At 70.7% G+C, this 24,904-nt stretch carries 25 protein-coding genes and 1 pseudogene; 8 read left to right on the forward strand and 18 right to left on the reverse strand.

What is annotated here, in order from left to right; translation table 11 throughout:
• Positions 1-67 precede the first annotated feature (67 nt).
• The 4 genes from ACZ67T_RS07920 (at position 68) to cseC (ending at position 3,537) form a co-directional block, all read left to right on the forward strand.
• Positions 68-616 carry a SigE family RNA polymerase sigma factor gene (locus ACZ67T_RS07920; RefSeq protein ID WP_469982359.1) on the forward strand — a complete coding sequence of 183 codons (549 nt, stop codon included), beginning with the start codon at positions 68-70 and terminating at the stop codon, positions 614-616.
• Complete coding sequence (locus ACZ67T_RS07925) at positions 604-1,260, forward strand: hypothetical protein (RefSeq protein ID WP_469982361.1); 657 nt, start codon at positions 604-606, stop codon at positions 1,258-1,260. Before ACZ67T_RS07920 ends, ACZ67T_RS07925 begins: the two co-directional genes overlap by 13 nt.
• Positions 1,261-1,342: 82 nt before the next feature.
• A complete protein-coding gene (gene cseB, locus ACZ67T_RS07930; RefSeq protein ID WP_469982362.1) occupies positions 1,343-2,059 on the forward strand; it encodes a two-component system response regulator CseB in 717 nt (238 codons plus the stop codon).
• A 98-nt stretch (positions 2,060-2,157) separates the two neighbouring features.
• Entirely contained in the window at positions 2,158-3,537 is a 1,380-nt protein-coding gene (cseC, locus tag ACZ67T_RS07935) for a two-component system sensor histidine kinase CseC (RefSeq protein ID WP_469982364.1), read from the forward strand.
• A gap of 84 nt (positions 3,538-3,621) precedes the next feature.
• Here the strand turns inward: cseC and ACZ67T_RS07940 are convergent, their stop codons facing one another.
• The 3 genes from ACZ67T_RS07940 to ACZ67T_RS07950 form a co-directional block, all read right to left on the reverse strand.
• Positions 3,622-4,068: a VOC family protein gene (locus ACZ67T_RS07940; protein WP_383095773.1), complete on the reverse strand. Its 447-nt coding sequence runs from the start codon at positions 4,066-4,068 to the stop codon at positions 3,622-3,624.
• A gap of 52 nt (positions 4,069-4,120) precedes the next feature.
• On the reverse strand, positions 4,121-4,558 hold the full coding sequence (locus ACZ67T_RS07945) for a helix-turn-helix transcriptional regulator (RefSeq protein ID WP_469983069.1): 438 nt from the start codon (positions 4,556-4,558) through the stop codon (positions 4,121-4,123).
• Positions 4,559-4,731: 173 nt separating this feature from the next.
• Positions 4,732-6,438 (reverse strand): MDR family MFS transporter, encoded by a 1,707-nt coding sequence (locus ACZ67T_RS07950; RefSeq protein ID WP_469982365.1) that lies wholly within the window; start codon positions 6,436-6,438, stop codon positions 4,732-4,734.
• A 151-nt stretch (positions 6,439-6,589) separates the two neighbouring features.
• Between ACZ67T_RS07950 and ACZ67T_RS07955 the strand changes: the two genes are divergently transcribed.
• On the forward strand, positions 6,590-7,162 hold the full coding sequence (locus ACZ67T_RS07955) for a TetR/AcrR family transcriptional regulator (RefSeq protein ID WP_266672996.1): 573 nt from the start codon (positions 6,590-6,592) through the stop codon (positions 7,160-7,162).
• A 68-nt stretch (positions 7,163-7,230) separates the two neighbouring features.
• Here ACZ67T_RS07955 and ACZ67T_RS07960 read toward each other — a convergent pair whose 3' ends face one another.
• Positions 7,231-7,908 carry a M23 family metallopeptidase gene (locus ACZ67T_RS07960; protein WP_469982366.1) on the reverse strand — a complete coding sequence of 226 codons (678 nt, stop codon included), beginning with the start codon at positions 7,906-7,908 and terminating at the stop codon, positions 7,231-7,233.
• Between the two features lie 462 nt (positions 7,909-8,370).
• Between ACZ67T_RS07960 and ACZ67T_RS07965 the strand changes: the two are divergent.
• Positions 8,371-9,543 (forward strand): annotated as a pseudogene (locus ACZ67T_RS07965) (NACHT domain-containing protein); the annotation flags it as partial.
• 405 nt (positions 9,544-9,948) lie between these two features.
• Here the strand turns inward: ACZ67T_RS07965 and ACZ67T_RS07970 are convergent.
• On the reverse strand, positions 9,949-10,131 hold the full coding sequence (locus ACZ67T_RS07970; RefSeq protein WP_469982368.1) for a hypothetical protein: 183 nt from the start codon (positions 10,129-10,131) through the stop codon (positions 9,949-9,951).
• A gap of 144 nt (positions 10,132-10,275) precedes the next feature.
• The gene (locus ACZ67T_RS07975) at positions 10,276-10,467 is read right to left on the reverse strand and encodes a hypothetical protein (RefSeq protein WP_469982370.1); all 192 of its coding nucleotides are present in this window, start codon (positions 10,465-10,467) and stop codon (positions 10,276-10,278) included.
• A gap of 178 nt (positions 10,468-10,645) precedes the next feature.
• On the opposite strand from ACZ67T_RS07975, the gene ACZ67T_RS07980 reads away from it, so the two are divergent.
• Complete coding sequence (locus ACZ67T_RS07980) at positions 10,646-11,410, forward strand: leucine-rich repeat domain-containing protein (RefSeq protein WP_469982372.1); 765 nt, start codon at positions 10,646-10,648, stop codon at positions 11,408-11,410.
• Positions 11,411-11,490: 80 nt separating this feature from the next.
• Here ACZ67T_RS07980 and ACZ67T_RS07985 read toward each other — a convergent pair whose 3' ends face one another.
• Positions 11,491-14,016, reverse strand: coding sequence for an ATP-dependent Clp protease ATP-binding subunit (locus ACZ67T_RS07985; RefSeq protein ID WP_469982373.1), 2,526 nt, complete (start codon positions 14,014-14,016; stop codon positions 11,491-11,493).
• Between the two features lie 432 nt (positions 14,017-14,448).
• On the opposite strand from ACZ67T_RS07985, the gene ACZ67T_RS07990 reads away from it, so the two are divergent.
• On the forward strand, positions 14,449-15,024 hold the full coding sequence (locus ACZ67T_RS07990; protein ID WP_469982375.1) for an SCO3374 family protein: 576 nt from the start codon (positions 14,449-14,451) through the stop codon (positions 15,022-15,024).
• Here the strand turns inward: ACZ67T_RS07990 and ACZ67T_RS07995 are convergent.
• From ACZ67T_RS07995 to ACZ67T_RS08045, 11 genes are all read right to left on the reverse strand, one after another.
• Entirely contained in the window at positions 15,003-15,341 is a 339-nt protein-coding gene (locus ACZ67T_RS07995; RefSeq protein ID WP_100597736.1) for a histone-like nucleoid-structuring protein Lsr2, read from the reverse strand. The genes ACZ67T_RS07990 and ACZ67T_RS07995 overlap by 22 nt on opposite strands.
• A gap of 240 nt (positions 15,342-15,581) precedes the next feature.
• Positions 15,582-16,124, reverse strand: a complete 543-nt coding sequence (locus tag ACZ67T_RS08000; RefSeq protein ID WP_326711808.1) for an amino-acid N-acetyltransferase — start codon at positions 16,122-16,124, stop codon at positions 15,582-15,584.
• A gap of 9 nt (positions 16,125-16,133) precedes the next feature.
• Positions 16,134-16,652: a BlaI/MecI/CopY family transcriptional regulator gene (locus ACZ67T_RS08005; protein ID WP_469983070.1), complete on the reverse strand. Its 519-nt coding sequence runs from the start codon at positions 16,650-16,652 to the stop codon at positions 16,134-16,136.
• A gap of 96 nt (positions 16,653-16,748) precedes the next feature.
• Positions 16,749-16,931: a hypothetical protein gene (locus tag ACZ67T_RS08010; protein ID WP_469982377.1), complete on the reverse strand. Its 183-nt coding sequence runs from the start codon at positions 16,929-16,931 to the stop codon at positions 16,749-16,751.
• A gap of 13 nt (positions 16,932-16,944) precedes the next feature.
• A complete protein-coding gene (locus ACZ67T_RS08015) occupies positions 16,945-17,580 on the reverse strand; it encodes a hypothetical protein (RefSeq protein ID WP_469982379.1) in 636 nt (211 codons plus the stop codon).
• Positions 17,581-17,674: 94 nt separating this feature from the next.
• Positions 17,675-19,291: a hypothetical protein gene (locus tag ACZ67T_RS08020; protein WP_469982381.1), complete on the reverse strand. Its 1,617-nt coding sequence runs from the start codon at positions 19,289-19,291 to the stop codon at positions 17,675-17,677.
• 157 nt (positions 19,292-19,448) lie between these two features.
• Positions 19,449-20,246 carry a type III pantothenate kinase gene (locus ACZ67T_RS08025; protein WP_100597731.1) on the reverse strand — a complete coding sequence of 266 codons (798 nt, stop codon included), beginning with the start codon at positions 20,244-20,246 and terminating at the stop codon, positions 19,449-19,451.
• A 5-nt stretch (positions 20,247-20,251) separates the two neighbouring features.
• Positions 20,252-21,226: a carboxylating nicotinate-nucleotide diphosphorylase gene (gene nadC, locus ACZ67T_RS08030; RefSeq protein WP_469982383.1), complete on the reverse strand. Its 975-nt coding sequence runs from the start codon at positions 21,224-21,226 to the stop codon at positions 20,252-20,254.
• A 5-nt stretch (positions 21,227-21,231) separates the two neighbouring features.
• Entirely contained in the window at positions 21,232-22,986 is a 1,755-nt protein-coding gene (locus ACZ67T_RS08035) for an L-aspartate oxidase (RefSeq protein ID WP_469982384.1), read from the reverse strand.
• Complete coding sequence (gene panC / locus ACZ67T_RS08040; protein ID WP_469982386.1) at positions 22,983-23,972, reverse strand: pantoate--beta-alanine ligase; 990 nt, start codon at positions 23,970-23,972, stop codon at positions 22,983-22,985. The genes ACZ67T_RS08035 and panC overlap by 4 nt, the downstream gene beginning before the upstream one ends.
• Positions 23,969-24,898: a Rossmann-like and DUF2520 domain-containing protein gene (locus tag ACZ67T_RS08045; protein WP_469982387.1), complete on the reverse strand. Its 930-nt coding sequence runs from the start codon at positions 24,896-24,898 to the stop codon at positions 23,969-23,971. Before ACZ67T_RS08045 ends, panC begins: the two co-directional genes overlap by 4 nt.
• Between the last annotated feature and the right edge of the window lie 6 nt (positions 24,899-24,904).

The raw sequence follows: 24,904 nt of genomic DNA on the forward strand, positions 1-24,904 counted from the left end.
TGTACCGATCACCTACAGGTGACGGACAGGGAAAGCGCGAACGGTTCGCGAAGGGGAGGCGGTTGGCATGGCGCACGGCGAGGTGCTCGAGTTCGAGGAGTACGTCCGCACTCGGCAGGACGCCCTGCTGCGCAGCGCCCGGCGCCTCGTGCCGGACCCCGTCGACGCCCAGGACCTGCTGCAGACCGCGCTGGTGCGGACGTACGGCCGCTGGGACGGCATAGCCGACAAGCGTCTCGCCGACGCCTATCTGCGCCGCGTCATGATCAATACGCGTACGGAGTGGTGGCGTGCCCGCAAGCTCGAAGAGGTGCCCACCGAGCAGCTGCCCGACGCGAGCATCGACGACTCGACCGAGCAGCACGCCGACCGCGCGCTCCTCATGGACATCATGAAGGTGCTGGCTCCCAAGCAGCGCAGTGTGGTGGTGCTGCGACACTGGGAGCAGATGTCCACAGAGGAGACGGCCGCCGCACTCGGTATGTCGGCCGGAACCGTGAAGAGCACGCTGCACCGGGCGCTGGCCCGGCTCCGCGAGGAGCTGGAGAGCCGGGACCGCCACGAGTCCGGCCACCGCGCGCTCGAACGGGAGGAGACGGAGCGTTGCGCGGCCTAGGCATACGTGCCGCTCGGGTCCTGAAGGCGGGGAGTACGGCAGTGGCCGCGCTCGCCGCCGTCGGCCTTCTCCTCGGCGCCCTCACGGCCTGCTCGGCCGGCGGCACCGGCGCCCGCGACGAGGGGCCCGCCCGCTCCGACCCCGGGCCCTCGACCGCCCCGAAGGCCGTGTCGTCCTCCCCCGCCTCCCCCGCACCCAAGACGGTGAACGCGGTCCGGCTCGTCAAGGACGACCCGTCGGTGAGCACGGAGGTCAAGCGCGACCTCAAGCCCTGCGTGGGGCACGAGTACCCGGTCGACGTGTCCTACGGGAACCTGACGGGGAACACCTCGAACGACGTCGTGGTCAACGTCATGACCTGCGGAGACGCCGTCAGCATCGGCAGCTACGTGTACCGCGACACCGGCGGGAGGTACGAGAACGTCTTCAAGGCCGAGGAGCCTCCGGTGTACGCGGAGATAGACCGGGGCGACCTCGTCGTCACCAAGCAGGTGTACGAGAAGGGCGACTCGGTGGCGTATCCCTCGGGCGAGGACGTCCTGACGTACCGCTGGACCACGGGCCGGTTCGTCGAGCAGGCCAGGACGCACAACGACTACAGCAACGCGGTGAACGGGGACACGCCCGAGCCGTCCGACAACTGAGCGGCGGGGCCGGGCAGCCCCGACCATGCGGATGACGGACACTTTCACAATTCGGACGACGTAACAGGAGCAGCGGATTCGGATGGCAGAGCACACTCACGTCCTCTTCGTCGAGGACGACGACGTCATCCGCGAGGCCACCCAGCTCGCCCTGGAGCGGGACGGCTTCGTGGTCACGGCCATGCCCGACGGCCTCGCGGGCCTCGAGGCGTTCCGCGCCGACCGGCCCGACATCGCGCTGCTCGACGTGATGGTGCCGGGCCTGGACGGAGTGAGCCTGTGCCGCCGCATCCGTGACGAGTCCACCGTCCCCGTGATCATGCTGTCGGCGCGGGCCGACTCGATCGACGTGGTGCTCGGCCTGGAGGCGGGCGCGGACGACTACGTGACCAAGCCGTTCGACGGGGCCGTCCTCGTGGCGCGGATCCGGGCCGTCCTGCGGCGCTTCGGGCATGCGAGCGGGTCGGCGTCCGGTGCCGCGCCGGCCGCCCCCGACGCCTCCACCGCGAACGGCGGTGTCCTGCAGTTCGGCGATCTGGAGATCGACACCGAGGGCATGGAGGTCCGCAAGGACGGGGCCACGGTCGCGCTGACGCCGACGGAGATGCGGCTGCTCCTGGAGTTCTCGTCCGCACCCGGCACGGTCCTCTCCCGCGACAAGCTCCTGGAGCGCGTGTGGGACTACGGCTGGGGCGGGGACACCCGCGTCGTCGACGTCCATGTGCAGCGGCTGCGCACGAAGATCGGCCAGGACCGGATCGAGACGGTCCGCGGCTTCGGCTACAAGCTCAAGGCCTGACGGGCCGTGCCGGGGCGGGATGTCGGGAGAGCCGTCGACTCGGCCGGTCCGTGGGCCGGCCGGGTCGTTCACTGTCCGACGAGGAACGGGATCGGGATATGAGGGGGGCCGCCGTGACCGTGCGCGCCCGGCTCGGGCGACCGCTGCGGCTGCCGCTGAGACGGCTGCGCCCGGCGCTGCACACCGGGGTGCGCTGGAAGATCAGCGTCGCCATCGCCCTGGTGGGAGCGCTCGTCGCCCTCGCCCTGAGCCTGGTCGTGCACAACGCGGCGCGCGTCTCGATGCTGGACAACGCGCGCGACGTGCAGGACGAACGCATCCAGTTCGTGGCGCGCCAGTACGAGGCCACCGGGCGCGGCCTCCCCGTCGGCTTCAAGGTCGACGACCCGGGCATACCCTCTGACCTGCGGAAGAGGGCGATGGCCGGCCGGCGCGCCACCTTCGTCTCCGAACAGGCCGGCGGCGTCCCCGACATCTGGGCCGCGGTCCCGCTCGGCGACGGGCGCCTGCTGTCCGTGCACACCCGCTTCACCGACCGCAGCGCCACCGTCATGAAGGACCTCGACCAGGCCCTGATCATCGGCTCGATCTCGGTGGTCTTCGGCGGCTGCGCCCTCGGCGTACTGATCGGCGGACAGGTGTCACGGCGCCTGCGCAAGGCGGCGCTCGCGGCCCGGGAGGTCGCGCAGGGGCGCACCGACGTACGGGTCGGGGACGCCATCGGCGGTGTCGTACGCGACGAGACCGACGATCTCGCCCAGGCCGTGGACGCGATGGCCGACGCCCTGAAGCAGCGTCTTGAGGCCGAGCGCCGGGTCACCGCGGACATCGCGCACGAGCTGCGCACTCCGGTGACCGGGCTGCTCACCGCGGCCGAGCTGCTGCCGCCCGGACGCCCGAGCGAGCTGGTCAAGGACCGGGCCCAGGCGATGCGCACGCTCGTCGAGGACGTGCTCGAAGTGGCGCGTCTGGACAGCGCGGCCGAGCGGGCCGAACTCCAGGACCTGATGCTGGGCGAGTTCGTGACGCGGCGGGTCGGCGCGCGCCACGCGGACGTACAGGTGAGCGTGGTGCACGAGTCGGAGGTGACCACCGACCCGCGCCGCCTCGAACGCATCCTCTTCAACCTCCTTGCCAACGCCGCGAAGCACGGCAGGCCGCCGGTCGAGGTCAGCGTCGAGGGCCGGGTGGTGCGCGTACGCGATCACGGACCCGGGTTCCCGGAGGAGCTGCTCGACGAGGGGCCGAGCCGCTTCCGTACGGGCGCGGCGGACCGCGCGGGCCAGGGGCACGGCCTCGGCCTGACGATCGCGGCGGGCCAGGCGCGTGTGCTCGGCGCCCGCCTCACGTTCCGCAACGTGCGCCCGCCGGGCGCTCCGTCGAAGACTCCGGCCGAGGGCGCGGTCGCCGTGCTGTGGCTGCCGGAACACGCGCCGACAAACACGGGAAGCTTCCCGATGCTGCGGCTGCCGGACTGAGGACGGCTCCGAACGGGAGCCCCGGGGCCTTTCGTTCGGATCAGGCCGGACCAGGGAGCGGGGCCACGATCCGGACGACAGGCCCTAGCTGGTGGCCCACTCCTTGTCGAGGTCGAGCCCTTCGTTCCGCTGCGTGAACGAGAACCAGTTGCCGGAGTCGTCGCGGAAGATCGCCTCGGTCCCGTACGGGCGCTCCTGCGGCTCCTGGAGGAACTGGACCCCGCGCTCCTTGAGCTTCGCGTAGTCCCCGTGGATGTCGTCCGTGACCAGGACACCGGCCCCGAGGATGCCCTTGGAGACCAGCTTCTTCACGGCCTCGGCCGACTCGGGGTCCATCGCGGGTGCCCCGGGCACCATCAGCGTCAGCTCGACGTCCGGCTGGTCCTTGGCGCCCACGGTCAGCCAGCGCATACCGCCCTCGCCCATGGTCATGTCCGTACGCACCTCGAGCCCCAGCTTCTCGGTGTAGAACTCCTTGGCCCGGTCCTGGTCGAGAACCCAGACGGTGGAAATGGCGAGTCCCTTGATCATGATGCGCTCCGCGTTGTTCGGGCCACGCGCCGGGGAGTCCGGCCGTGCCCTGTCACCGTAGGCAGTCATCCCCCGCCCCCGCTTCTCCAGAATTGCGCTCCTCGCCGGCCCCCTGACCCGTACCGCCGGAAGGCCCCCTGCCGGGGAAGCCGCCGGCCCACAACATCGCGTAACACCCGGGGATGAGCGCCGCCCCGCGCCCCACGTGCTTCGCCCGGTACTCGCTCGGCGTCAGGCCCGTCTGTCTCTTGAACCGGGACGAGAACGTGCCGAGGCTGCTGAACCCCACCAGGCCGCAGATCTCCGTGACCGACAGGTCCGCCGTTCTCAGCATCTCCTCCGCCCGCTCGATCCGGCGGCGCGTCAGATACTGCCCGGGCGTCTCCCCGTACGCCTCCTTGAAGCAGCGCACGAAGTGGTAGCGCGAATAGCCGGCATGCGCCGCCACCGCGTCCAGGTCGAGGTCCGCCTCGGCCCAGTCGCGGTCCATCGCGTCCTTGGCGCGCCGCAGCTGCCGCAATTTCTCCACGTCATCGATGCTGGCACGCCCCACTGACAACGGCCCCGCTCCGGCCGGCGACGGCCCCGGCACGGCGAAGGCCTCCGGTGCACATCGGCGCACCGGGGGCCTTCATCAAGCCGAGGAGGATCGGGACGACCCGCTCAGACGGTCTCGGAGACCGTCCTGCCGTCCGCCGCGGCGTCCCCGGCCGCGACCCCCTCGGCCGGCTTCGTGTCGGCCGTGGCCGTACCGGCCTTGGCCATGTCGACCGGCTGCGCGTCCGCCGGACCCGCGTCCTCGGCAGAGGCCGACGCCTCCTTGGCGGGGCCCGCGCCCCGCAGCGGCACCTCCTTCACGAAGACCGCCGCGATCAGCGCCAGAACCGCGATGACCGAACCCAGCAGGAACGCCGAGTGCGTACCGGCCGACACCGCGTGCAGGTAGGCGTCGCGCACCACGTCCGGCAGCTTGGCCAGGCCGTCGGCCGTCAGCTGCGTGGAATGCTCCGCGACCTTGCCGCCCATCGCCCCGGCCCGCTCGGCCATCACGTCCTGGACGCGGTTGTTGAAGAGCGCGCCCATGATCGCGACGCCGAAGGAGGAGCCGAGCGTACGGAACAGGGTCGTGGAGGACGAGGCGACGCCCATGTCCTTCATGTCGACGCTGTTCTGCGCGACCAGCATCGTGATCTGCATCAGGCAGCCCATGCCCGCGCCGAGCACGGCCATGTACAGGCCGGAGGTGAGGCGCGTCGTCTCCGTGTCCATCTGCGCGAGCAGGAAGAGTCCGGCCACCATCAGGACGCTGCCGACCAGCGGGAACACCTTGTACTTGCCGGTGTTGGTGGTGACGCGGCCCGCGACCAGCGAGACGACCATCATCGAGAGAAGCATCGGCAGGAGCAGCAGACCGGAGTTGGTCGCGTTCGCTCCCTGCACCGTCTGCTGGTAAAGCGGCAGGAAGAGCACGGCGCCGAACATCACGAAGCCGGTGATGAAGCCGATGAGGGACATCACCGTGAAGTTGCGGCTGCGGAAGATGTGCAGCGGCAGGATCGGCTCGGCCGCCTTCGTCTGGACGAAGAGGAAGCCGACGAGCGCGGCGACACCGATCGCGGCGAGCTCCATGATCACGGCGGAGTCCCAGGCGTACTGCGAGCCGCCCCAGGTCGTCACGAGCACGATCGACGTGATGCCGACGGTGAGCAGCGCGGCGCCGAGGTAGTCGATCTTCCCCTTCGACCGCTTCTTCGGCAGGTGCAGGACCGCGGTGACCATGGCGAGGGCGACGAGGCCGAGCGGCAGGTTGATGTAGAAGGACCAGCGCCAGCCCCAGTTGTCGGTGATGGCGCCGCCGACGAGCGGTCCGCCGATCATGGCGAGCGCCATGACGCCGGCCATCATGCCCTGGTACTTGCCGCGCTCCCGCGGCGGAATCAGGTCACCGATGATGGCCATGACGCCGACCATCAGGCCACCGGCGCCGAGGCCCTGGATCGCGCGGAAGGCGATGAGCTGGTTCATGTCCTGGGCCATGCCGCTGAGCCCGGAGCCGATCAGGAAGATCACGATCGAGGTCAGGAAGGCGCCCTTCCTGCCGTACATGTCGCCGACCTTGCCCCAGATGGGGGTCGATGCGGCGGTGGCGAGCGTGTACGCGGTCACGACCCACGAGAGGTGTTCGAGGCCGCCCAGGTCGCCGACGATCGTGGGCATCGCGGTGCCGACGATCATGTTGTCGAGCATCGCGAGCAGCATCGCGATCATCAACGCCATCAGGACTACGCGCACGCTGCGCGGCTGCCGCTCCTTGGTGGCCGCCGCGCCGCCCCCGCCGGTGTCCACCACCACTGTTCCGGTCTCCGCCATGATCCCCACTCCCCACTCACTTACTTGCCTGCCGACACTTACTTGCCGCCCGGCAAGTTGACTACACTGAGGGAAGATAGAGCGCTAACTAGCCGGGCGTCAAGTAAGTTTTGGCCCAAGGCCCGCCACCAGCACGAAGGAGCAGCCACAGATGGGCAGCAGCAAGCAGCGCCGCGGGAACACGCGGCAGCGCATCCAGGACGTGGCGCTGGAACTGTTCGCCGAGCAGGGCTACGAGAAGACCTCGCTGCGCGAGATCGCCGAGCACCTCGACGTCACCAAGGCGGCGCTCTACTACCACTTCAAGACCAAGGAAGACATCGTCGTCAGCCTCTTCGAGGACCTGACGCGGCCCATCGACGAGCTGATCGAGTGGGGCCGGGAGCAGCCCGACACCCTGGAGACCAAGCAGGAGCTCATGGAGCGCTACAGCCTGGCGCTGCACGGGGCGGGGCCGCTGTTCCGCTTCATGCAGGAGAACCAGGCGACCATGCGCGAGCTGAGCATCGGCGAGCTCTTCAAGGACCGCATGAAGGCGCTCCTCGACCAGCTCCTGCCGAAGGACGCCACCATGACCGAGCGGGTCCGCTGCTTCAGCGCGATCTTCTCGATGCACGCGGGCCTGTTCGTCCTCAAGGACGTCGAAGGCGACCCCGAGGAAAAGCGCAAGGCCATCCTCGAGGTCGCCACCGATCTCGTCACCCGGGCGCAGCGGGGCGCCTGAGCTCTGTCATGCAGTTGTGCTCTTCGTGCAGGTGAGCTCGTTCACGCCGATGAGCTCGCTTGTGCAGGTCAGACGCTGACGCCCACGGACTTCAGGAAGTTGACCGGGTTGACCGCGGAACCGTAGTTCGGGGTCGTGCGGATCTCGAAGTGCAGGTGCGGGCCGCTGGAGTTACCGGTGTTGCCGGAGAGCGCGATGTGCTGACCGGTGGACACCGTCTGGCCGATGTGCACGTCGATGCGGGACAGGTGCGCGTACTGCGAGTACGTGCCGTTGCTGTGCTTGATCACGACGGCGTTGCCGTACGCCGGGCCGTCGCCGCCACCGTAGGGGCCGGCCTTGACGACGGTGCCACCGTGGGCGGCCATGACGTTCGTGCCGATCGGCACGGCGAAGTCCTGGCCGGAGTGCTTGTGCGACCACATGTTGCCGCCGAGGCCGAAGCCCGCGGACAGCTTGTAGTTCTTGACCGGGTCTATCCAGCTGGCGGCCTTCTGCGCGGCGGCCTTCTTGACCGTCGCGGCGTGCTGCTTCGCCTGGTCGGCGGCCTTGGCCTGCGCCTCGGCCTGCGCCTTGACGGAAGCCGCGGCGACGCCGGGCAGCGCGACGCTTCCCTGAGTGCTTTCGGCGGCGACCGCGGCCCCGGCCCCCAGCAGCGCCGTAGCTCCCAGGGCGGCGGTCACGACGGCCGCCCGAGTACGGAGCAGGGACGAGCCGGAAGAAAGAGTCATGGTGCGCTTCGACATTCGGGAATTACCTCCGCGTTGATGACAGGAACAGACCGGCACTCGTTGGTGACGTGCCGGGCTGGCTGTTCATTGGTAACCCGGGAACCCATCTCGACTCAAAGGGCCCATCTACTACCTAAAGCCGTACTAAAAGGTCAGGACTTTCATCCCTTGACAGTCCGCGTGAACCCCCTGCGATCTGTCGGCTTTGTGCCCCGATCCCAGGTTTAGGGCCACTTCGCACCCCTGCGTTCCGGCGCCCCACGGGCCGCACGCCCCGCCGATCCAAGAAACGGACATTTCGGTATAACCCATCGATGCCGTAACAACCCCCCATCCCTGCAATGCATCCACTATTGCGGCTAGTACCGGACAAACCGCCTGTGCCCCATGTCACCGGACGGCAAGATCCAGAGACCCGCGAATGTGACGCGGGCTACGCTGAAGCGCCTGTTTTCACGGCCTTCGGGGGGAGCGAAGATGGATCCCGCAGTCCTCGGCGCGCGCCTGGCGTCGAGCGTGCTCTCGCCTCTGGTGAAGCAGCTCCTCACCCGGGACGGCCCCGGCGCGGGTCTGGTGGACAAGCCCGTACGCCTCTCGGGCCTCGTCGCCTTCCGCGGCGAGAAGCGGACCCTCGGGGAGAAGGAGGTCGGGCACCTGGCCGCCCGTCTGGTGCGGGAGGCCGTGCAGTGCCCGGGCGAGCCCCCGTTCCCCGCGGACGAGCAGGAGGCGGTCACGGCCGCCCTCGCCCGCAGGCTCCTCGCCCTCGGCGACCTGGACATGGACGACCTCCAGGCGGTCCGCCTCGGCCACCGGCAGCTGGCCCGCACCCTGCGCGCGTCGGCCCCCGCGCCCGGCCTCACCACCGACGCCGCCTACTTCCTCGACTCGGTCACCAAGTGGGCCTGCCTGCACATCCTGCATTTCTTCACCCAGCGCTCCACGTTCGTGGCCCGCACGCTGGTCGAACAGAGCCGCGCCCAGTCCGAGCTGATCGCCAAGGTGGACGCGCTGATCACGCGCACCCCACCACGGGACGCGCAGGACACCGCCTTCGAGGCCCGCTACCGCTCCCACCTCGCGGAGCGCCACAACCGCGTCACCATCTTCGGCCTCGACCTGCGCGACTCCCCCGAGGTCTGGCCCCTCGACGTCGCGTACCTGAGCCTCGAAGCCACCCGCGAGGCCGGCCCCGAGGACGCGCACGGCGAACCTCAGGGAGCGACGACGGTCCAGGTCAGGGCCGAGGACGCGTTCGAAGGCCATGACCGGGTCCTGCTGCGTGGTGAGGCGGGCTCCGGCAAGACGACCCTCATCCAGTGGCTGGCGATCACCACCACGGGCCGTATCCCCTACGTGCTGCCGCTGCGCACCCTGATCCGCGCCTCGGGGCTCCCCGCTCCCGCCGCGTTCCTCGCCTCGGCCGACTGCCCGCACACCCCGCCAGACGGCTGGGCCGAGCGCGTGCTGACGGCGGGGCGCGGCCTCGTCATGGTCGACGGCCTGGACGAGGTCCCCTCGGCCGAGCGGCCCCGCGTGCGCGACTGGCTGCTCGGCCTCGTCCGCGCCTTCCCCGGCAACCGGTGGCTGCTCACCGCCCGCCCCACCGCCGTACGATCCGCCTGGCTGGCCGGGGACGGGTTCGCCGAGCTGTCCCTCGCCCCCATGGGCCGCCGGACGGTCGGCACGTTCGTACGCCGCTGGCACGCGGCCGCCGACGCGGCCGAGCACGAGGAACCGCTCCTGGACGCCCTGCGCGCCAAGCCGGACCTGTCGCTCCTGGCGACCAACCCGCTCATGTGCGGCATGATCTGCGCCCTCCACCGCGCGCGCCGCGGTTATCTGCCGCCGCGCCGCAAGGCCCTGTACGACGCCGCGCTCCAGATGATCCTCACCGACCGCGACCGCCAGCGCGGCATGGGCGGCCTCGACGGCATCGAACTCGACACCGAGGACCAGACCGAACTCCTCCAGCGCCTCGCCTACGCACTCGTGCTCGCGGGCCGCACCGAGATGGACGAGACCACCGCCCTCGCGCTGCTCGAACGCGCGCTGCCCTCAGTCCCCGACGCCGCGCGCCAGGGCGACGCCCCCACGATCCTGCGCCACCTCCTGCTGCGCAGCGGCGTCCTGCGCAGCCCCGCCCCGCAGGTGGTCGACTTCGCGCACCGGACGTTCCTCGACCACCTCGGCGCGCGTTACGCGGTCGAGGAGGGCCACCTCGACGTCCTGCTCGGCCACGCCGGCGACACCCAGTGGGAGGACGTCGTGCGCATGGCGGTGGCCCACGCCCGCACCCGCGAGCGGACGACGCTCCTGAGGGGCCTGCTCGCGGTGGACAGTCCTCGCTTGACCCTCCTCGCGCTGGCGAGCCTTCAGGACGCCTCAGCGGTCGAACAGGAAGTCCTCGAAGAGGTACGGGAACGGGCCGCCGCCCTCATCCCGCCCGGGACACGTCAGGAGGCCGAGCAGCTCGCGCAAGCGGGCCCGTTCGTGCTCGAACTCCTGCCCGGCCCGAAGGGCCTGACGGACGATGAGGCCCACGCGGTGGTGACCGTGGCCTCCCGCCTGGGCCACGAGGGTTCCCTACCGGTCCTGAAGCGCTTCCGCTCACACACCTCACTCGACGTACGACGCCAACTCGTCGGCACCTGGCGGAGGTTCGACGCCCAGGAGTACGCGGACGAGGTGCTCGCGCACCTGGGGGGGGGAAAGGCTCGACCTGACCGTCACGAGCGCGGAGCAGGTACGGGCCATGCGGATGATGCCGCTGTGGTCGCGGGTCGACCTCGACGGGGCGTATCCACTCGACACGTTCATGGACGTCCTGGATCCCGAGAACACACGGAACCTGACGTTGCGCAGCAACCCGCACATAACCGATCTGCGGGAGCTGCACGCCCTGCCGGATCTGGAGTTCCTGTCGCTGATGCACTGCCCCGAGGTCCGCGATCTCGCGCCGCTCGCCGAGATGCGGCTACGGCATCTGTCGGTGATCGGCCTGTCGGCACTGCCGACCCTCACCGGCCTGTCCCGGGTGACCGGCCTTACCTCGCTCAGCGTCATCCAGCCGGTACCCGGCGACTCGCTCGCCGCGTATCTGCCGGTCGGCGCACCGCTCGACCAGCTCATCCTCGGCCGAGGCGCCACGGAGACCACCGGACTCACGGGCCTGGACGCCTTCCCCGAGCTGACCTGGCTGAACCTGACCAGCGATGCGGCCGCGCTAGGCCCACGCGACTGGGAACAGCTCGCCCGGCACCCCGCGCTCGCCCACCTCTTCCTGGGCGGCAGGTTCCTGCCCGCGCACGGCCCGTCCAGCGAGCTGCCAGGAATCCGCGTCCTCACCCTCCACCTGGAGGCGGGAACCGAGGAGCACGTCTCCCGCCTCGCCCCCGCCGTCCCGTACGCGCAGGACGTGCACCTCCACTTTGCCGAGGACGCAGCACCGGCCGCCGACGAGGTGTACGCCGGTCTCTTCCCGCAGGCCGAGGTCACCGTCCACCGACCGGGTGGCTGACCCGCGAGCTCACGGCAAAGGGGCTCCCCCAGGACCGAAGTCCTGGAGGAGCCCCTTTGTCTCAGCGCGTCCCCGAAGGGTTACGCCTCCTTGCTCAGATTCGGTCCGGCTCCGCCGGCCGCCTGCTCGATCGGCGGGACGTCCGGCAGCGTGGACTTCTCCTCGCCGCGGAAGGTGAACGTCTTGGCGTCACCCTCGCCCTCCGTGTCGACGACCACGATGTGGCCCGGACGCAGCTCGCCGAAGAGGATCTTCTCGGAGAGCGAGTCCTCGACCTCGCGCTGGATCGTGCGACGCAGCGGACGCGCGCCGAGCACGGGGTCGTAACCCTTCTTGGCCAGGAGCTCCTTCGCGGACTGGCTGAGCTCGATGCCCATGTCCCGGTCCTTGAGGCGCTCGTCGACCTTGCCGATCATCAGGTCGACGATCTGGAGGATGTCGTCCTGGGTCAGCTGCGGGAAGACGACGACGTCGTCCACACGGTTGAGGAACTCGGGGCGGAAGTGCTGCTTGAGCTCGTCCGAGACCTTGTTCTTCATGCGCTCGTAGTTGGACTTCGTGTCGCCCTGGGCCGCGAAGCCGAGGTTGAAGCCCTTCGAGATGTCCCGCGTGCCGAGGTTGGTCGTCATGATGATGACCGTGTTCTTGAAGTCCACGACCCGGCCCTGGGAGTCGGTCAGGCGACCGTCCTCCAGGATCTGAAGCAGCGAGTTGAAGATGTCCGGGTGGGCCTTCTCGACCTCGTCGAAGAGAACCACCGAGAACGGCTTGCGCCGCACCTTCTCCGTCAGCTGGCCGCCCTCTTCGTAGCCCACGTAACCGGGGGGCGAACCGAAGAGACGCGAGACCGTGTGCTTCTCGCTGAACTCCGACATGTCGAGGGAGATCAGCGCGTCCTCGTCACCGAAGAGGAACTCGGCGAGCGCCTTGGACAGCTCGGTCTTACCGACACCGGACGGGCCCGCGAAGATGAACGAGCCACCGGGGCGCTTCGGGTCCTTCAGACCGGCACGCGTACGGCGGATCGCCTTCGAGAGCGCCTTGACGGCGTCCTTCTGGCCGATGACACGCTTGTGGAGCTCGTCCTCCATGCGCAGCAGACGCGAGGACTCCTCCTCGGTCAGCTTGAAGACGGGAATGCCGGTCGCGGTCGCGAGGACCTCGGCGATCAGATCGCCGTCGACCTCGGCGACGACGTCCATGTCGCCGGCCTTCCACTCCTTCTCGCGCTTGGCCTTCCCGGCGAGCAGCTGCTTCTCCTTGTCGCGGAGCGAAGCTGCCTTCTCGAAGTCCTGGGAGTCGATGGCCGACTCCTTGTCGCGGCGCACGCCCGCGATCTTCTCGTCGAACTCGCGGAGGTCCGGCGGCGCGGTCATCCGGCGGATGCGCATCCGGGAACCGGCCTCGTCGATCAGGTCGATCGCCTTGTCCGGCAGGAAGCGGTCCGAGATGTACCGGTCGGCCAGCGTCGCCGCCTGGACGAGGGCCTCGTCCGTGATGGAGACGCGGTGGTGGGCCTCGTAGCGGTCACGCAGACCCTTGAGGATCTCGATCGTGTGCGGCAGCGACGGCTCCGCGACCTGGATGGGCTGGAAGCGGCGCTCGAGAGCGGCGTCCTTCTCCAGGTGCTTGCGGTACTCGTCAAGCGTGGTCGCACCGATGGTCTGCAGCTCACCGCGGGCCAGCATCGGCTTCAGGATCGAAGCGGCGTCGATGGCGCCCTCGGCGGCACCCGCACCGACCAGCGTGTGCAGCTCGTCGATGAACAGGATGATGTCGCCGCGGGTGCGGATCTCCTTGAGGACCTTCTTCAGGCGCTCCTCGAAGTCACCGCGGTAGCGGGAACCGGCGACCAGCGCGCCCAGGTCGAGGGTGTAGAGGTGCTTGTCCTTGAGGGTCTCGGGCACCTCGCCCTTGACGATGGCCTGCGCGAGGCCCTCGACGACGGCGGTCTTGCCGACGCCGGGCTCGCCGATGAGGACCGGGTTGTTCTTCGTGCGGCGGGACAGCACCTGCATGACCCGCTCGATCTCCTTCTCGCGCCCGATGACCGGGTCGAGCTTGGATTCGCGGGCGGCCTGCGTGAGGTTCCGGCCGAACTGGTCGAGGACCAGGGACGTGGAGGGCGTGCCCTCGGCAGGACCGCCGGCGGCGGCGGTCTCCTTGCCCTGGTAGCCGGAGAGCAGCTGGATGACCTGCTGCCGCACCCGGTTGAGATCGGCGCCCAGCTTGACCAGGACCTGGGCGGCGACGCCCTCGCCCTCGCGGATCAGGCCGAGCAGGATGTGCTCCGTGCCGATGTAGTTGTGGCCCAGCTGAAGGGCCTCGCGGAGCGACAGCTCCAGGACCTTCTTGGCACGGGGGGTGAAGGGGATGTGCCCGGACGGGGCCTGCTGGCCCTGGCCGATGATCTCCTCCACCTGCTGGCGGACCGCCTCGAGCGAAATCCCGAGGCTCTCCAGGGCCTTAGCGGCGACACCCTCACCCTCGTGGATCAGGCCCAGGAGGATGTGCTCGGTGCCGATGTAGTTGTGGTTGAGCATCCGGGCTTCTTCCTGAGCCAGGACGACAACCCGCCGCGCGCGGTCGGTGAACCTCTCGAACATCGTTAATCGCTCCTCAGAGCGGTCAGGCAGTAAGGGGACGCTCCCCTCCCTGTCCTTCCGCAGCTTAGTCCCGCAAGCGGGGACCGCTCATTCCAACTGCCGACACCCGTCGATGGCCTCCTGACCCGAACGCCGACAACTGGTCCAACACCGATGGTGCGAGACGATGTTCCCGCAGGCCAGGCAGTTACCCCCACCATCAGTACGCCGATGGCGAACGCAAGGCGACCTGAACCCACGTGTCGCCCCTCCTCACTAGGGATGTCTTACCCGCTAGCAGTGACAGTCCATGCGGCGCGCCCCGGCTCCCTCCGCTACGGGCGAACACCCTTGCGCCGCCGAACGCCACCGCACGCCCCCGTCAGAGGAACTCTCCGCACCCATCTGACAACGCTGCGTAACTCGCGGGCGTTCCCGGCGGTTGCTCCGGTCATGGTCTCCATCGTGCCCACCGTGCCCCTGCCCCGTCGACCGCTCGACGCGGGCGACCCGGTGCGGGAGTGGTACGAGAACGCGCTCGGCTGGGCCACCGCGCCGGGCCCCGAGGGCCTTCAGCTGGTGACGGGGCTGCGCTTCGACGTACTGGAGTTGCCCGCGGAGGCGGGACGCGCCGTGCTGCGGCGACTGGATCCCGGGGGGCCGGTGGCCCTGCAAGGGGAGACGATGCGCCTGCTGGTCGCCGCGGGCAGCGCGGAGGAGCTGCCGGGGCTGCTCGACTGGCTGGAGTGGGGGGCACTGCCCCTCGATCTCACCGTGGCCGGTGCGGGCGGGCGGATCGACGCGCCCGCACCCCCAGGACTGCCGGACCCGCAGGAGGCCGCGGTCTGGGTGCGGCCCCCCGAGCCCGGATGCGACGTCGAGCCGACGCTTCCGGCCCTGACGGCGCTTTCGGCCGTAGGGGGCGGTGGGGGCGCCCCCGGTCTCGTACGACTGGTGGAAACGGCGGCGACTCAGTGCCACCGGATCCGGCTGCGACGTGCCTGCGCTCAGCCGTTGGCCTTCTCGTAGGCCTCACGGATGGACGCGGGGACACGACCGCGGTCGTTGACCTCGTAACCGTTCTCCTTGGCCCAGGCACGGATCTGCGCCGTGTCCTGGCTGCCGCCGGCCACCGCGGCGCGCGCCTTGCCGCGTCCGCCGGCGGAACGGCCTCCGGTGCGACGGCCACCCTTGAGATACGGCTCAAGAAGTCCGCGGAGCTTGTCCGCGTTGGCGGTGGTGAGGTCGATCTCGTAAGTCTTGCCGTCCAACGCGAACGTCACGGTCTCGTCCGCCTCGCCACCGTCGAGGTCGTCGACAAGAAGGACCTGAACCTTCTGTGCCACCGGATTTCCTTTCATCGATATCCGAAGGGCCAGGACTCCACGACCTCGGCCGTTGATTCGCCGTCCCCTTGTTATATGCAGTACGCAGTACGTCGGAAAGCAAACCGCTTTTGCTGGAAAAACACAAACCCCTGGGAGAGATCCAGGAGAGATCAAGCGCCCCGAGAAGCCCGGAAAGATGCGCGTTTCGGACATAGGGCACCTGGGCAGGCAGCTGCTCAGTAATACCGAGGGGGGCGATCACAGATGCAGAAGCATCCGACTGTTGCCCAAGGTGTTCGGTTTCACTCGTTCGAGACCGAGGAACTCCGCGACACCCTCGTCATAGGAACGCAAGAGCTCGCTGTAGACATCGGTGTCGATGGTATCGACGGGTGCCTCTCCGATCTCCACGAAGCCATGGTTCGCGAAGAACTCCACTTCGAAGGTGAGACAGAAAACCCGGCGAACACCGATCCAGCGCGCGGTCTGAAGCAACTTCTGGAGCAGCTGATGACCGACGCCCGCGCCCCTGACCACCGGATTCACGGCGAGGGTGCGGACTTCCGCGAGGTCTTCCCACATGACATGCAGGGCGCCGCAGCCGACGACCTCCGCGTTGTCGTCCCGTTCCGCGACCCAGAACTCCTGGATGTCCTCGTAAAGCGTCACGGTGGCTTTGTCGAGCAGGATCCCCTCGCGGCTGTACGCGTCGAGGAGTCGGCGCACGGACGGCACATCGGCCGTCCTCGCCCTGCGCACGGTGACTGCTTTTGCGGTGACTTCGGGGAGCTGTGCTGGCATGAGCGGACGCTATCGCCCGGCGTCCGGGTCCGGTTCCTCGGGTCCTTCAGCGCCTTCAGTGCCTTCGGGTCCTTGAGGCCCCTCCGGCCCTTCAGATGCTTCGGGCCCTTCGGTGTCTTCGGGGCCTTGAGATGCTTCGGGCTCTTGAGTCGTGAGGGTCTGCGCCTGAGGTCCCTGCACCATGCGCACGGCATCGCTCAGTGCCTGGCGTTGTTCCGGCGACATCATGCCGAAGAAGGCGACGAGAGCCGCCGCCGGGTTGTCACTCTGGGACCATGCGTCGTTCATCAGCGCGGCGGAGTAGGCGGCGCGAGTGGAGACGGCCTCATATCGATAGGCCCGGCCTTCCGCTTCGCGGCGCACCCAGCCCTTCTGGTGGAGATTGTCCAAAACGGTCATGACCGTGGTGTAGGCGATGGACCGGTCCTGCTGGAGGTCTTCCAGGACTTCGCGAACCGTCACGGGGCGGTTCCACTTCCACACACGCGTCATGACTGCGTCTTCGAGTTCTCCCAATGGGCGCGGCACGAGCAGCACACTAGTGGCAGAAGTCGGCAATAGGGCACCGGACGTGGCAAACGGCGCCTAATAACGGCAAAAAGGGCGCCCGGTGGGGCGCCCTTCTCAGATGTCGCTCGGCTGCGGGCCGGCCTGGCGGGCCGCCTCGGCGCGGGCGATCGCCGCGTCGACGGCCGCGTCCTCCTTGGCCTTCCTGTCGCCGCCCTGGGACTTCACGATCGTCACGATGAGACCGATGAAGAAGACGGCCATCACTACGGGGGGCACGAGCGCGGAGACGTAGTCCATGCCCCCAGAGTAGCTATCCGACGGCGAGCTCCTGCGGCGGGGCAGCGGGAGGCGCGGGGCGGCGCTTGGGCGGGAAGACCTCGGCCGGAGTGGGCATGGGACGCGGCGGGGCCGGGGGGTTCGCCGGGGGCCTGGGGGCGGACGCCGGCTTCCCGGCGGCGGCGAGACCCCCGGGCAGGGCGAGCAGCCGGGTGCGGGAGGCCGGTACGCGGGACTGCACGACGCGCACCTCCCCGCGCACGGGCGCCCGGCCCTCGAGCCTGGCCCGCACGTCGCGCTCGGCGAGCGTGCGGCAGCGTTCGAGGAGAGTGGCGGCGGAGGGGTTGCCGCGCAGGGCGCGCAGGGCGGCGAGGTCGTCGGCGCCGGGCTGGTAGCCCGCCGCGAGCGACTCGTCGAGCAGCTCCAGGTAGCCGGTGGTGGCGCCGGGCAGGGCGGCCCGGTAGCGGGCGAGGTCGGCCAGCAGGAAGGCGCGGACACGGGCGCCTTCGTCGGCCGCCTCGTCGACCGACTCGGCGAGCCGGAGGCAGTCCTGGATGTCCTCGGCGGAGGCGGGACTCGGGTGAAGGGCAAGGGCGAGGGCGCGTCGGAGCACACGCAGCTCTTCAGCGCCGAACGCCATGCCGCCGCGGTTTCCGTAGGGCGTGGGCATGGGCCGACGATACGCGGCACAACGGACAAAATCCGCTTAACGGCCAATTTGCGGCGTGGCTTCGGGCGCGTTCAGTCGCCCCTGGGCACCCAGGTCACTCGGCCCGGCGCCGTGACATGGCGAACACGATCGCGCCCACGCCGAGCGCCGCGGCGGCGGCCGCCGCCAGCCACGGCAGGAACCCGGCACCCGTCGCCGCCATGGACCCGGACGTGCCCGAGGTCCCCGAGCCGCCCGACGTCACGGAGACCGTGGCGGAAGCGGAGGGCGAGGGGGTCGCGGTGCCGCCCGAGGCCGACGGGGACGGAGACGGGGAGGGAGACTCCTCACCGACGGTGATCGCCGCCTCGTCGTTGGACTGGTCCGGGTCGTTCAGGACGATCCCGTCGCCGGGGCGCACGGTGACCGTGCCGCGGGCCGCGCCGGCGACGAGGTCCTTCTCGTAAACGACCTGGAAGCGGTACATCTGGCCGTCGCCGCTCTCCTCGGAGACGGTGTCCGGGCAGAGGTAGCGGCGGTGGCCCGGCTCGAAGGGCGAGGTCTTGCCGTCGGTGTACGTGTAGCAGTCGCCGCTCGCCTGGTCGTCGGGCTCCTCGTCGACGCGCACGCTCTTGGCGACGACGCCCTTGGGGAGCGTCACCTCGGCGTACGCCACGGGCTTGCTGTCGGGGTGGGCGACCACGGCGGGGCCCGCGTTGCGCAGGCCGAAGGCGAGCGGGTGGGTGGAGCCCTTCTTGCCGGGGACGAGGACGGCGCCGACCGCGAGGAAGTCCGCGGCGTTGTCGGCGGCGTACGTCACCCGCTGGCTGTCGGCGAAGTCCTTGCCCGTGGCGGGGGTCAGGGTGAGCGCTGCGCCCTTGCCGGGGGTGCCGCCGGTGTCCGTGTCGGAGGAGGCCGGGAGGGCCTCGGCGGTGATGTCGGTCCAGGTGTGGAAGGCGTCCTTGCCGAGGGCCCCTTCGAGCGGGTCGGAGAATCCAACCGTGTCACCCGGGGCGATCGCCGTCTTGAACACGCAGGTCACGTCGGCGCCGTCCCTGCCGAAGTCGCCCGGCAGGTAGAGACAGTTGGTGTGCTTCCCCGCGAACGTGACGCCCGGGCTGCCGGTGAGGCGGACGGTGATCTGTTCGGTGGGCAGGTCGCCGGTGTTGCGCAGGACCACGGGGTAGCCGACGGACTGGCCGGGCTTCAGGCCGGACCTGGCGGGCAGTGCGGCGACCTGGATCTCCGGGGAGCCGATGACGACCTCGGAGGTCTCGGTGTCGGGTGTGGCCTTGTCCGCGGTGACCTCGTAGCGCAGCGTTCCGGTGTCGCCGGGCTTCGTGCCGGCGACCGCGCTGAGCGTGAAGGGCTCGAACGGGCCGTGCAGATTGCCGTTGTCCAGGCACGTGACGACGGCGCCGGCCGCCGTGCACTGGCTGTTCTTGGCCTTGATCGTGGCGATGCCCGCGAGGCCGCTCGCGTCGATCACCAGCTTGGCGTTCTCCGGCAGCGGGAGTCCGTCCACGCCGTCGTCGGCGAAGCCGTAGACCACCCCGGGGGCGACGGACGTACCCGACGCCGGGACGGCTATCTGTTCCGGCGCCGTGATGACGGCGTAGGACTGCGTGGGAGGCGTGGGGTCCGCGGCCCAGGCCGTGGCACCGGTGAGACCGACCCCGGTCAGCGCGATCGCCGCCGTAGCAGCCGCCAGCTGTCTGCCCTTACGCCACATTTCGCCCCACGTCCATCGCATGCCGACTCGCGCCCCGTCTCTGCGGAGACGAGCGAAGCGTACGAACGGTTGCGCCCTTCGCGCACGCCTTGTCGAAAGTCCGTGCGCGAAGGGGCAGTTGGGGCGCAGCCGAAAGGGCGCGTCACCGAAAACGGCGTCAGGAGCGGGAGACGTTCCGCTCGTAGACCAGGCGCAGGCCGATCAGGGTGAGCCACGGCTCGTGCTCGTCGATCACCGCGGCCTCACCGAGCACCATGGGCGCAAGGCCCCCGGTGGCGATGACGGTCACGTCGTCCGGGTCGTCGGCCAGTTCGCGCGCCATGCGGGTCACGACGCCGTCGACCTGGCCCGCGAAGCCGTACAGGATGCCGGACTGCATGGCCTCGACCGTGTTCTTGCCGATGACGCTGCGCGGACGGGCGATCTCGATCTTGCGGAGCTGGGCGCCCCTGACGCCCAGCGCCTCCACGGAGATCTCGATACCGGGGGCGATGACGCCGCCGGCGTACTCCCCGCGCGCGGAGACCGCGTCGAACGTGGTCGCCGTGCCGAAGTCGACGACGATGGCGGGCCCCCCGTAGAGCTCGACCGCCGCCACCGCGTTGATGATGCGGTCGGCGCCGACCTCCTTGGGGTTGTCCATGAGGATCGGGACGCCGGTCTTGATGCCGGGTTCGACCAGGACGGCGGGGACGTCGCCGTAGTAGCGGCGGGTGACCTCGCGCAGTTCGTGCAGGACCGAGGGGACGGTCGAGCAGATGGCGATGCCGTCGATGCCGTCGCCGAGCTCGTCGCCGAGCAGCGGGTGCATGCCCATCAGGCCCTGGAGGAGCACGGCGAGTTCGTCGGCGGTGCGGCGGGCGTCGGTGGAGATGCGCCAGTGCTCGACGATCTCCTCCCCGTCGAACAGTCCGAGGACGGTGTGCGTGTTGCCTACGTCGATGGTGAGCAGCATGGCGACTACTCCGCCGCGCGCAGGTCGAGGCCGATGTCCAGGATCGGCGACGAGTGGGTCAGCGCGCCCACCGCGAGGAAGTCGACGCCCGTCGCGGCGTACTCGCGCGCGTTCGCCAGGGTCAGCCGGCCCGAGGACTCCAGGAGGGCGCGGCCGGCGACGGCCTCGACGGCCTCCTGGGTCTCGGCCGGCGTGAAGTTGTCCAGGAGGATCAGGTCGGCGCCCGCCTCCACGACCTCGCGCAGCTGGTCCAGGGTGTCGACCTCGACCTCCACGGCGAGGCCCGGGAAGGACTCCCGTACGGCCTTGAAGGCTTGTGCGACGCCGCCGGCGGCGACCACGTGGTTGTCCTTGACCAGGGCCGCGTCCGAGAGCGACATGCGGTGGTTGACGCCGCTACCCATGCGGACGGCGAACTTCTCCAGGGAGCGCAGGCCGGGCGTCGTCTTGCGGGTGTCGCGGACCTTCGCCGCAGTCCCCTCCAGCGCGTCCGCCCACGCGCGCGTGGCGGTCGCGATGCCGGACAGGCGGCACAGGATGTTGAGGGCGCTGCGCTCGGCGGTCAGCAGGTCGCGGGTGCGGGTGGTGACGCTGAGGAGCTTCTGCCCGGCGGTGATCCGGTCGCCGTCCTCCACGTGCCGCTCGACCTCGAACTCGTCGGTGCAGACCACGGAGAGCACGGCCTCGGCGACGCGCAGGCCCGCCACGACGCCGTCCTCACGGGCGGTGAAGTCGGCGGTGGCGACGGCGTCCTCGGGGATGGTGGCGACCGTGGTGACGTCCACGCCGCCGTCCAGGTCCTCGGCGATGGCCATGTGCGCGATGTCCTCGACCTCCACGGGGTCGAGCCCCGCGTCGGCCAGGAGCTGGGCGAGGGCGGGGTCGAGGCCGCACTCCATCATGTCGGCGTCGGCTCCGCCGCAGCCGCAGCCGTCGCCGCAGCCGCCGCTCTCGGCGAGGGGGAGGTCGGGGGTGCTCACGTCTCTCACTGCTCCTGCTGGTGTGTACGGCGCTCGGGGCGGGTCGGGGGGAATTCTGCGGTGGGCGTGGTGTGCGCGGCCAGCGTCCGGTCGGGATTCAGCCGTACGACGATGTGGCGGCGCCATTGCGCGTCGTCACGGTCGGCGTGGTCCTCGCGCCAGTGGCAGCCGCGGGTCTCCTCGCGGCGGCGGGCCGCGGCGACGAGGACGCGGGCGACGCACAGGAGGTTGGTGGCCTCCCAGGTGTCGACGCCGGGCTCCGCGGTCTTGCCGTTCTCCGCGAGGGCGCCCGCCGCCTCGGCGTGGATGCGGCCGAGTCCCGCGGCGGCCTCGGCGAGGGAGTCGGCGGAGCGCAGTACGCCCGCGCCCCGCGTCATCACGCGCTGGATGGCGAACCGTGCCTCGGCCGGCATCAGGGGGTGGGTCGGGATCTCCGGGTGCGGTACGGGGGCCGGCACGCGCGCGTGGAGGCCGTTCTCCCGGTGGCTCGCGGCGATGTCGTCCGCGATGCGCTCGGCGTAGACCAGGCCCTCCAGGAGGGAGTTGGAGGCGAGCCGGTTCGCGCCGTGGACGCCGGTGCAGGCGACCTCTCCGCACGCGTACAGGCCGGGGACCGTCGTGCGGCCCTGGCGGTCCGTGCGGACGCCTCCGGAGGCGTAGTGGGCGGCGGGTGCCACGGGGATGGGCTCGGTGACCGGGTCGATGCCGTGGGCGCGGCAGGCGGCGAGGATCGTGGGGAACCGGTTCTCCCACATCTCGGCGCCGAAGTGCCGGGCGTCCAGGTACATGTGCTCGGTGCCCCGCTCCTGCATGCGGCGCATGATGCCCTTGGCGACGATGTCGCGGGGCGCGAGCTCGGCCAGTTCGTGCCGGCCGAGCATGAAGCGCACCCCGTCGGCGTCGACGAGGTGGGCGCCCTCGCCGCGTACGGCCTCGGAGACCAGGGGCTGCTGGCCCTCCGCGTCCGCGCCGAGGAAGAGCACCGTCGGGTGGAACTGCACGAATTCGAGGTCGGACACCTCTGCGCCCGCGCGCAGGGCGAGCGCGACCCCGTCGCCGGTGGAGACGTGCGGGTTGGTGGTGGCCGAGAAGACCTGGCCCATGCCGCCGGTCGCGAGGACCACGGCGGGGGCGAGCGCCGCACCGACGCCGTCGTGCTGGCCCTCCCCCATGACATGCAGGGAGACGCCCGCCGTGCGGCCGTCGGCGTCCGTGAGGAGGTCGAGGACCAGGGCGTTCTCGACGGTCCTGATGCCCCGCGCGCGTACCGCCTCGACGAGGGCGCGGGAGATCTCGGCGCCGGTGGCGTCGCCGCCCGCGTGCGCGATGCGGCGGCGGTGGTGGCCGCCCTCGCGGGTGAGCGCGAGGTCGCCGTCGGCCGACTCGTCGAAGTGCGCGCCGGTCTCGATGAGGCGGCGCACGGCGTCGGGGCCCTCCGTGACGAGGGTGCGGACCGCCTCCTCGTCGCACAGGCCCGCTCCCGCGACGAGCGTGTCGTCGAGATGCTGCTCGGGGGTGTCGCCCTCGCCGAGCGCCGCGGCGACGCCGCCCTGCGCCCAGCGCGTGGAGCCGTCGTCGAGGCGGGCCTTGGTGACGACGACGGTCCGCAGTCCGGCCGCCTGGCAGCGCAGGGCCGCGGTGAGACCGGCGACACCGGAGCCGACGACCACGACGTCGGCGGAGACGGACCAGCCGGGCGCGGGCGCGTGCAGGCGTATGCCGGTCGCCGTGCCGGTGACTGTGGTCCCTGTGGCACTCATACGGGAGCTCCGAAGGTCAGGGGGATGTTGTCGATCAGCCGCGTCGAGCCGACCCTGGCGGCGACGGCGAGCACGGCCTCTCCGATGTGGCCGCGCTTCACGTCCGTGAAGTCGGCCGGGTCGACGAGAGCGAGGTAGTCCAGCCTGAGCGGCGGCCGGACGCGGGCGGCCTCGTCGAGGACCTGGCGGGCCGCGGCGCGGACGGCTTCGGGACCGCCGGGCGAGGCCTTCGCGACGGCGTGCGCGTCGGCGGCGGCACGGGCCTCGCCTATCGCGTTCAGGGCGTCGGCACGCGCGTGCGTGGAGGGCGCTTCGTGGGCCCGCGCGCGCAGGGCCTCCTGGGCGGCGTGCCGGTCGCGGCCGGCGAAGAGCGCCTGGGAGAGGACGAGCGCGGTGCGCCGCTCGTCGGCGGAGAGGTAGCGGTTGCGGCTGGAGAGGGCCAGACCGTCGGGCTCGCGCACGGTGGGCACGCCGACGATCTCCACGGCGAAGTTCAGGTCCCGCACCATGCGGCGGATCAGAGCGAGCTGCTGGGCGTCCTTCTGCCCGAACAGCGCGACGTCGGCCGCGGTCAGGTGGAGCAGCTTGGCGACGACGGTGAGCATGCCGTCGAAGTGGCCGGGCCGCGAGGCGCCTTCGAGGCGCTGCCCCATGGGGCCCGCGGTGACGCGGACCTGAGGCTCGCCGCCGGGGTAGACCTCGTCCGCGGAGGGCGCGAACACGACGTCGGCGCCCGCCTGTTCGGCGATCTTGACGTCGGAGTCGAGGGTGCGCGGATAGCGGTCGAGGTCCTCGCCCGCGCCGAACTGGAGCGGGTTCACGAAGACCGTCGTCACGACTTCGCCGTCGGCGCCGGCGATCGTGCGGGCCGTGCGGATCAGTTCGGCGTGGCCGTCGTGCAGGGCCCCCATGGTCATGACGACGGCGCGGCGGCCCGCACGCGCGCGCGTGCGGAGCTCATCGGCGGTGTGCAGCACAGCGGTCATCGCTGGTCTCCCTCGGCGCCGTCGGCCAGAACCCCCAGGAGGTCCTCGGCGAGTTCGGGCTTGAGCAGGCCGTGCGCGAGGGCACGGTCGGCGGTGGCGCGGGCCATCGCCAGATACCCGGCGACGGTCTGGGGCGCGTGCTTGCGCAGCTCGGCGACATGGGCGGCGACCGTGCCCGCGTCCCCGCGCGCGACGGGCCCGGTGAGCGCGGCGTCACCGGACCTGAGGGCGTTGTCGAGAGCCGCGCCGAGCAGCGGGCCGAGCATCCGATTCGGGGCCTCGACGCCCGCGGCCCGCAGCAGTTCCATGGACTCGGCGACCAGCGTGACCAGGTGGTTCGCGCCGAGGGCGAGCCCCGCGTGGTAGAGCGGGCGCGACTCCTCACGGATCCACTCGGGCTCTCCGCCCATCTCGATGACGAGCGCCTCCGCTGCGAGCCGAAGCTCCTCGGGCGCGGTCACGCCGAAGGAGCAGCCGGCCAGCCGCTGTACGTCCACGGGGGTGCCGGTGAACGTCATCGCGGGGTGCAGCGCGAGCGGCAGGGCACCGGCCCGCAGTGCGGGGTCGAGCACCTTGGTGCCGTAGCGCCCCGAGGTGTGCACGATCAGCTGTCCCGGGCGTACGGAACCGGTCTCGACGAGCCCTTCCACGAGGCCGGGCAGCGCGTCGTCGGGCACCGTGAGAAGCACGAGCTCGGCGCGCGCGAGGACCTCGGAGGGCGTCACGACGGGGACGTCGGGCAGCAGGCCGGCAGCCCGGCGCACGGACGCCTCGGAGACTGCGGAGACAGCGACGGGGCGGTGTCCCGCGAGGGCCAGAGCGGCCGCGAGGGCGGGGCCGACACGGCCCGCGCCGACCACTCCGACGGTCAGCCGGGCGGGGCGGTCCCTGGGGTCGGTGGGTTCGGGTCGAGGAGGTGCGTTCACAGGACG

The organism is Streptomyces sp. NPDC107517 (assembly GCF_055582645.1).

Bases quoted from the DNA above. Each gene is read 5' to 3' on its own strand.
- ACZ67T_RS07920 (WP_469982359.1), top strand. From the start codon at position 68: ATGGCGCACGGCGAGGTGCTCGAGTTCGAGGAGTACGTCCGCACTCGG.
- cseB (WP_469982362.1), top strand. From the start codon at position 1,343: ATGGCAGAGCACACTCACGTCCTCTTCGTCGAGGACGACGACGTCATC.
- cseC (WP_469982364.1), top strand. From the start codon at position 2,158: ATGAGGGGGGCCGCCGTGACCGTGCGCGCCCGGCTCGGGCGACCGCTG.
- ACZ67T_RS07940 (WP_383095773.1), bottom strand. From the start codon at position 4,068: ATGATCAAGGGACTCGCCATTTCCACCGTCTGGGTTCTCGACCAGGAC.
- ACZ67T_RS07945 (WP_469983069.1), bottom strand. From the start codon at position 4,558: ATGGACCGCGACTGGGCCGAGGCGGACCTCGACCTGGACGCGGTGGCG.
- ACZ67T_RS07950 (WP_469982365.1), bottom strand. From the start codon at position 6,438: ATGGCGGAGACCGGAACAGTGGTGGTGGACACCGGCGGGGGCGGCGCG.
- ACZ67T_RS07955 (WP_266672996.1), top strand. From the start codon at position 6,590: ATGGGCAGCAGCAAGCAGCGCCGCGGGAACACGCGGCAGCGCATCCAG.
- ACZ67T_RS07960 (WP_469982366.1), bottom strand. From the start codon at position 7,908: ATGTCGAAGCGCACCATGACTCTTTCTTCCGGCTCGTCCCTGCTCCGT.
- ACZ67T_RS07980 (WP_469982372.1), top strand. From the start codon at position 10,646: ATGCGGATGATGCCGCTGTGGTCGCGGGTCGACCTCGACGGGGCGTAT.
- ACZ67T_RS07985 (WP_469982373.1), bottom strand. From the start codon at position 14,016: ATGTTCGAGAGGTTCACCGACCGCGCGCGGCGGGTTGTCGTCCTGGCT.
- ACZ67T_RS07990 (WP_469982375.1), top strand. From the start codon at position 14,449: ATGGTCTCCATCGTGCCCACCGTGCCCCTGCCCCGTCGACCGCTCGAC.
- ACZ67T_RS08000 (WP_326711808.1), bottom strand. From the start codon at position 16,124: ATGCCAGCACAGCTCCCCGAAGTCACCGCAAAAGCAGTCACCGTGCGC.
- ACZ67T_RS08010 (WP_469982377.1), bottom strand. From the start codon at position 16,931: ATGGACTACGTCTCCGCGCTCGTGCCCCCCGTAGTGATGGCCGTCTTC.
- ACZ67T_RS08015 (WP_469982379.1), bottom strand. From the start codon at position 17,580: ATGCCCACGCCCTACGGAAACCGCGGCGGCATGGCGTTCGGCGCTGAA.
- ACZ67T_RS08020 (WP_469982381.1), bottom strand. From the start codon at position 19,291: ATGTGGCGTAAGGGCAGACAGCTGGCGGCTGCTACGGCGGCGATCGCG.
- ACZ67T_RS08025 (WP_100597731.1), bottom strand. From the start codon at position 20,246: ATGCTGCTCACCATCGACGTAGGCAACACGCACACCGTCCTCGGACTG.
- ACZ67T_RS08035 (WP_469982384.1), bottom strand. From the start codon at position 22,986: ATGAGTGCCACAGGGACCACAGTCACCGGCACGGCGACCGGCATACGC.
- panC (WP_469982386.1), bottom strand. From the start codon at position 23,972: ATGACCGCTGTGCTGCACACCGCCGATGAGCTCCGCACGCGCGCGCGT.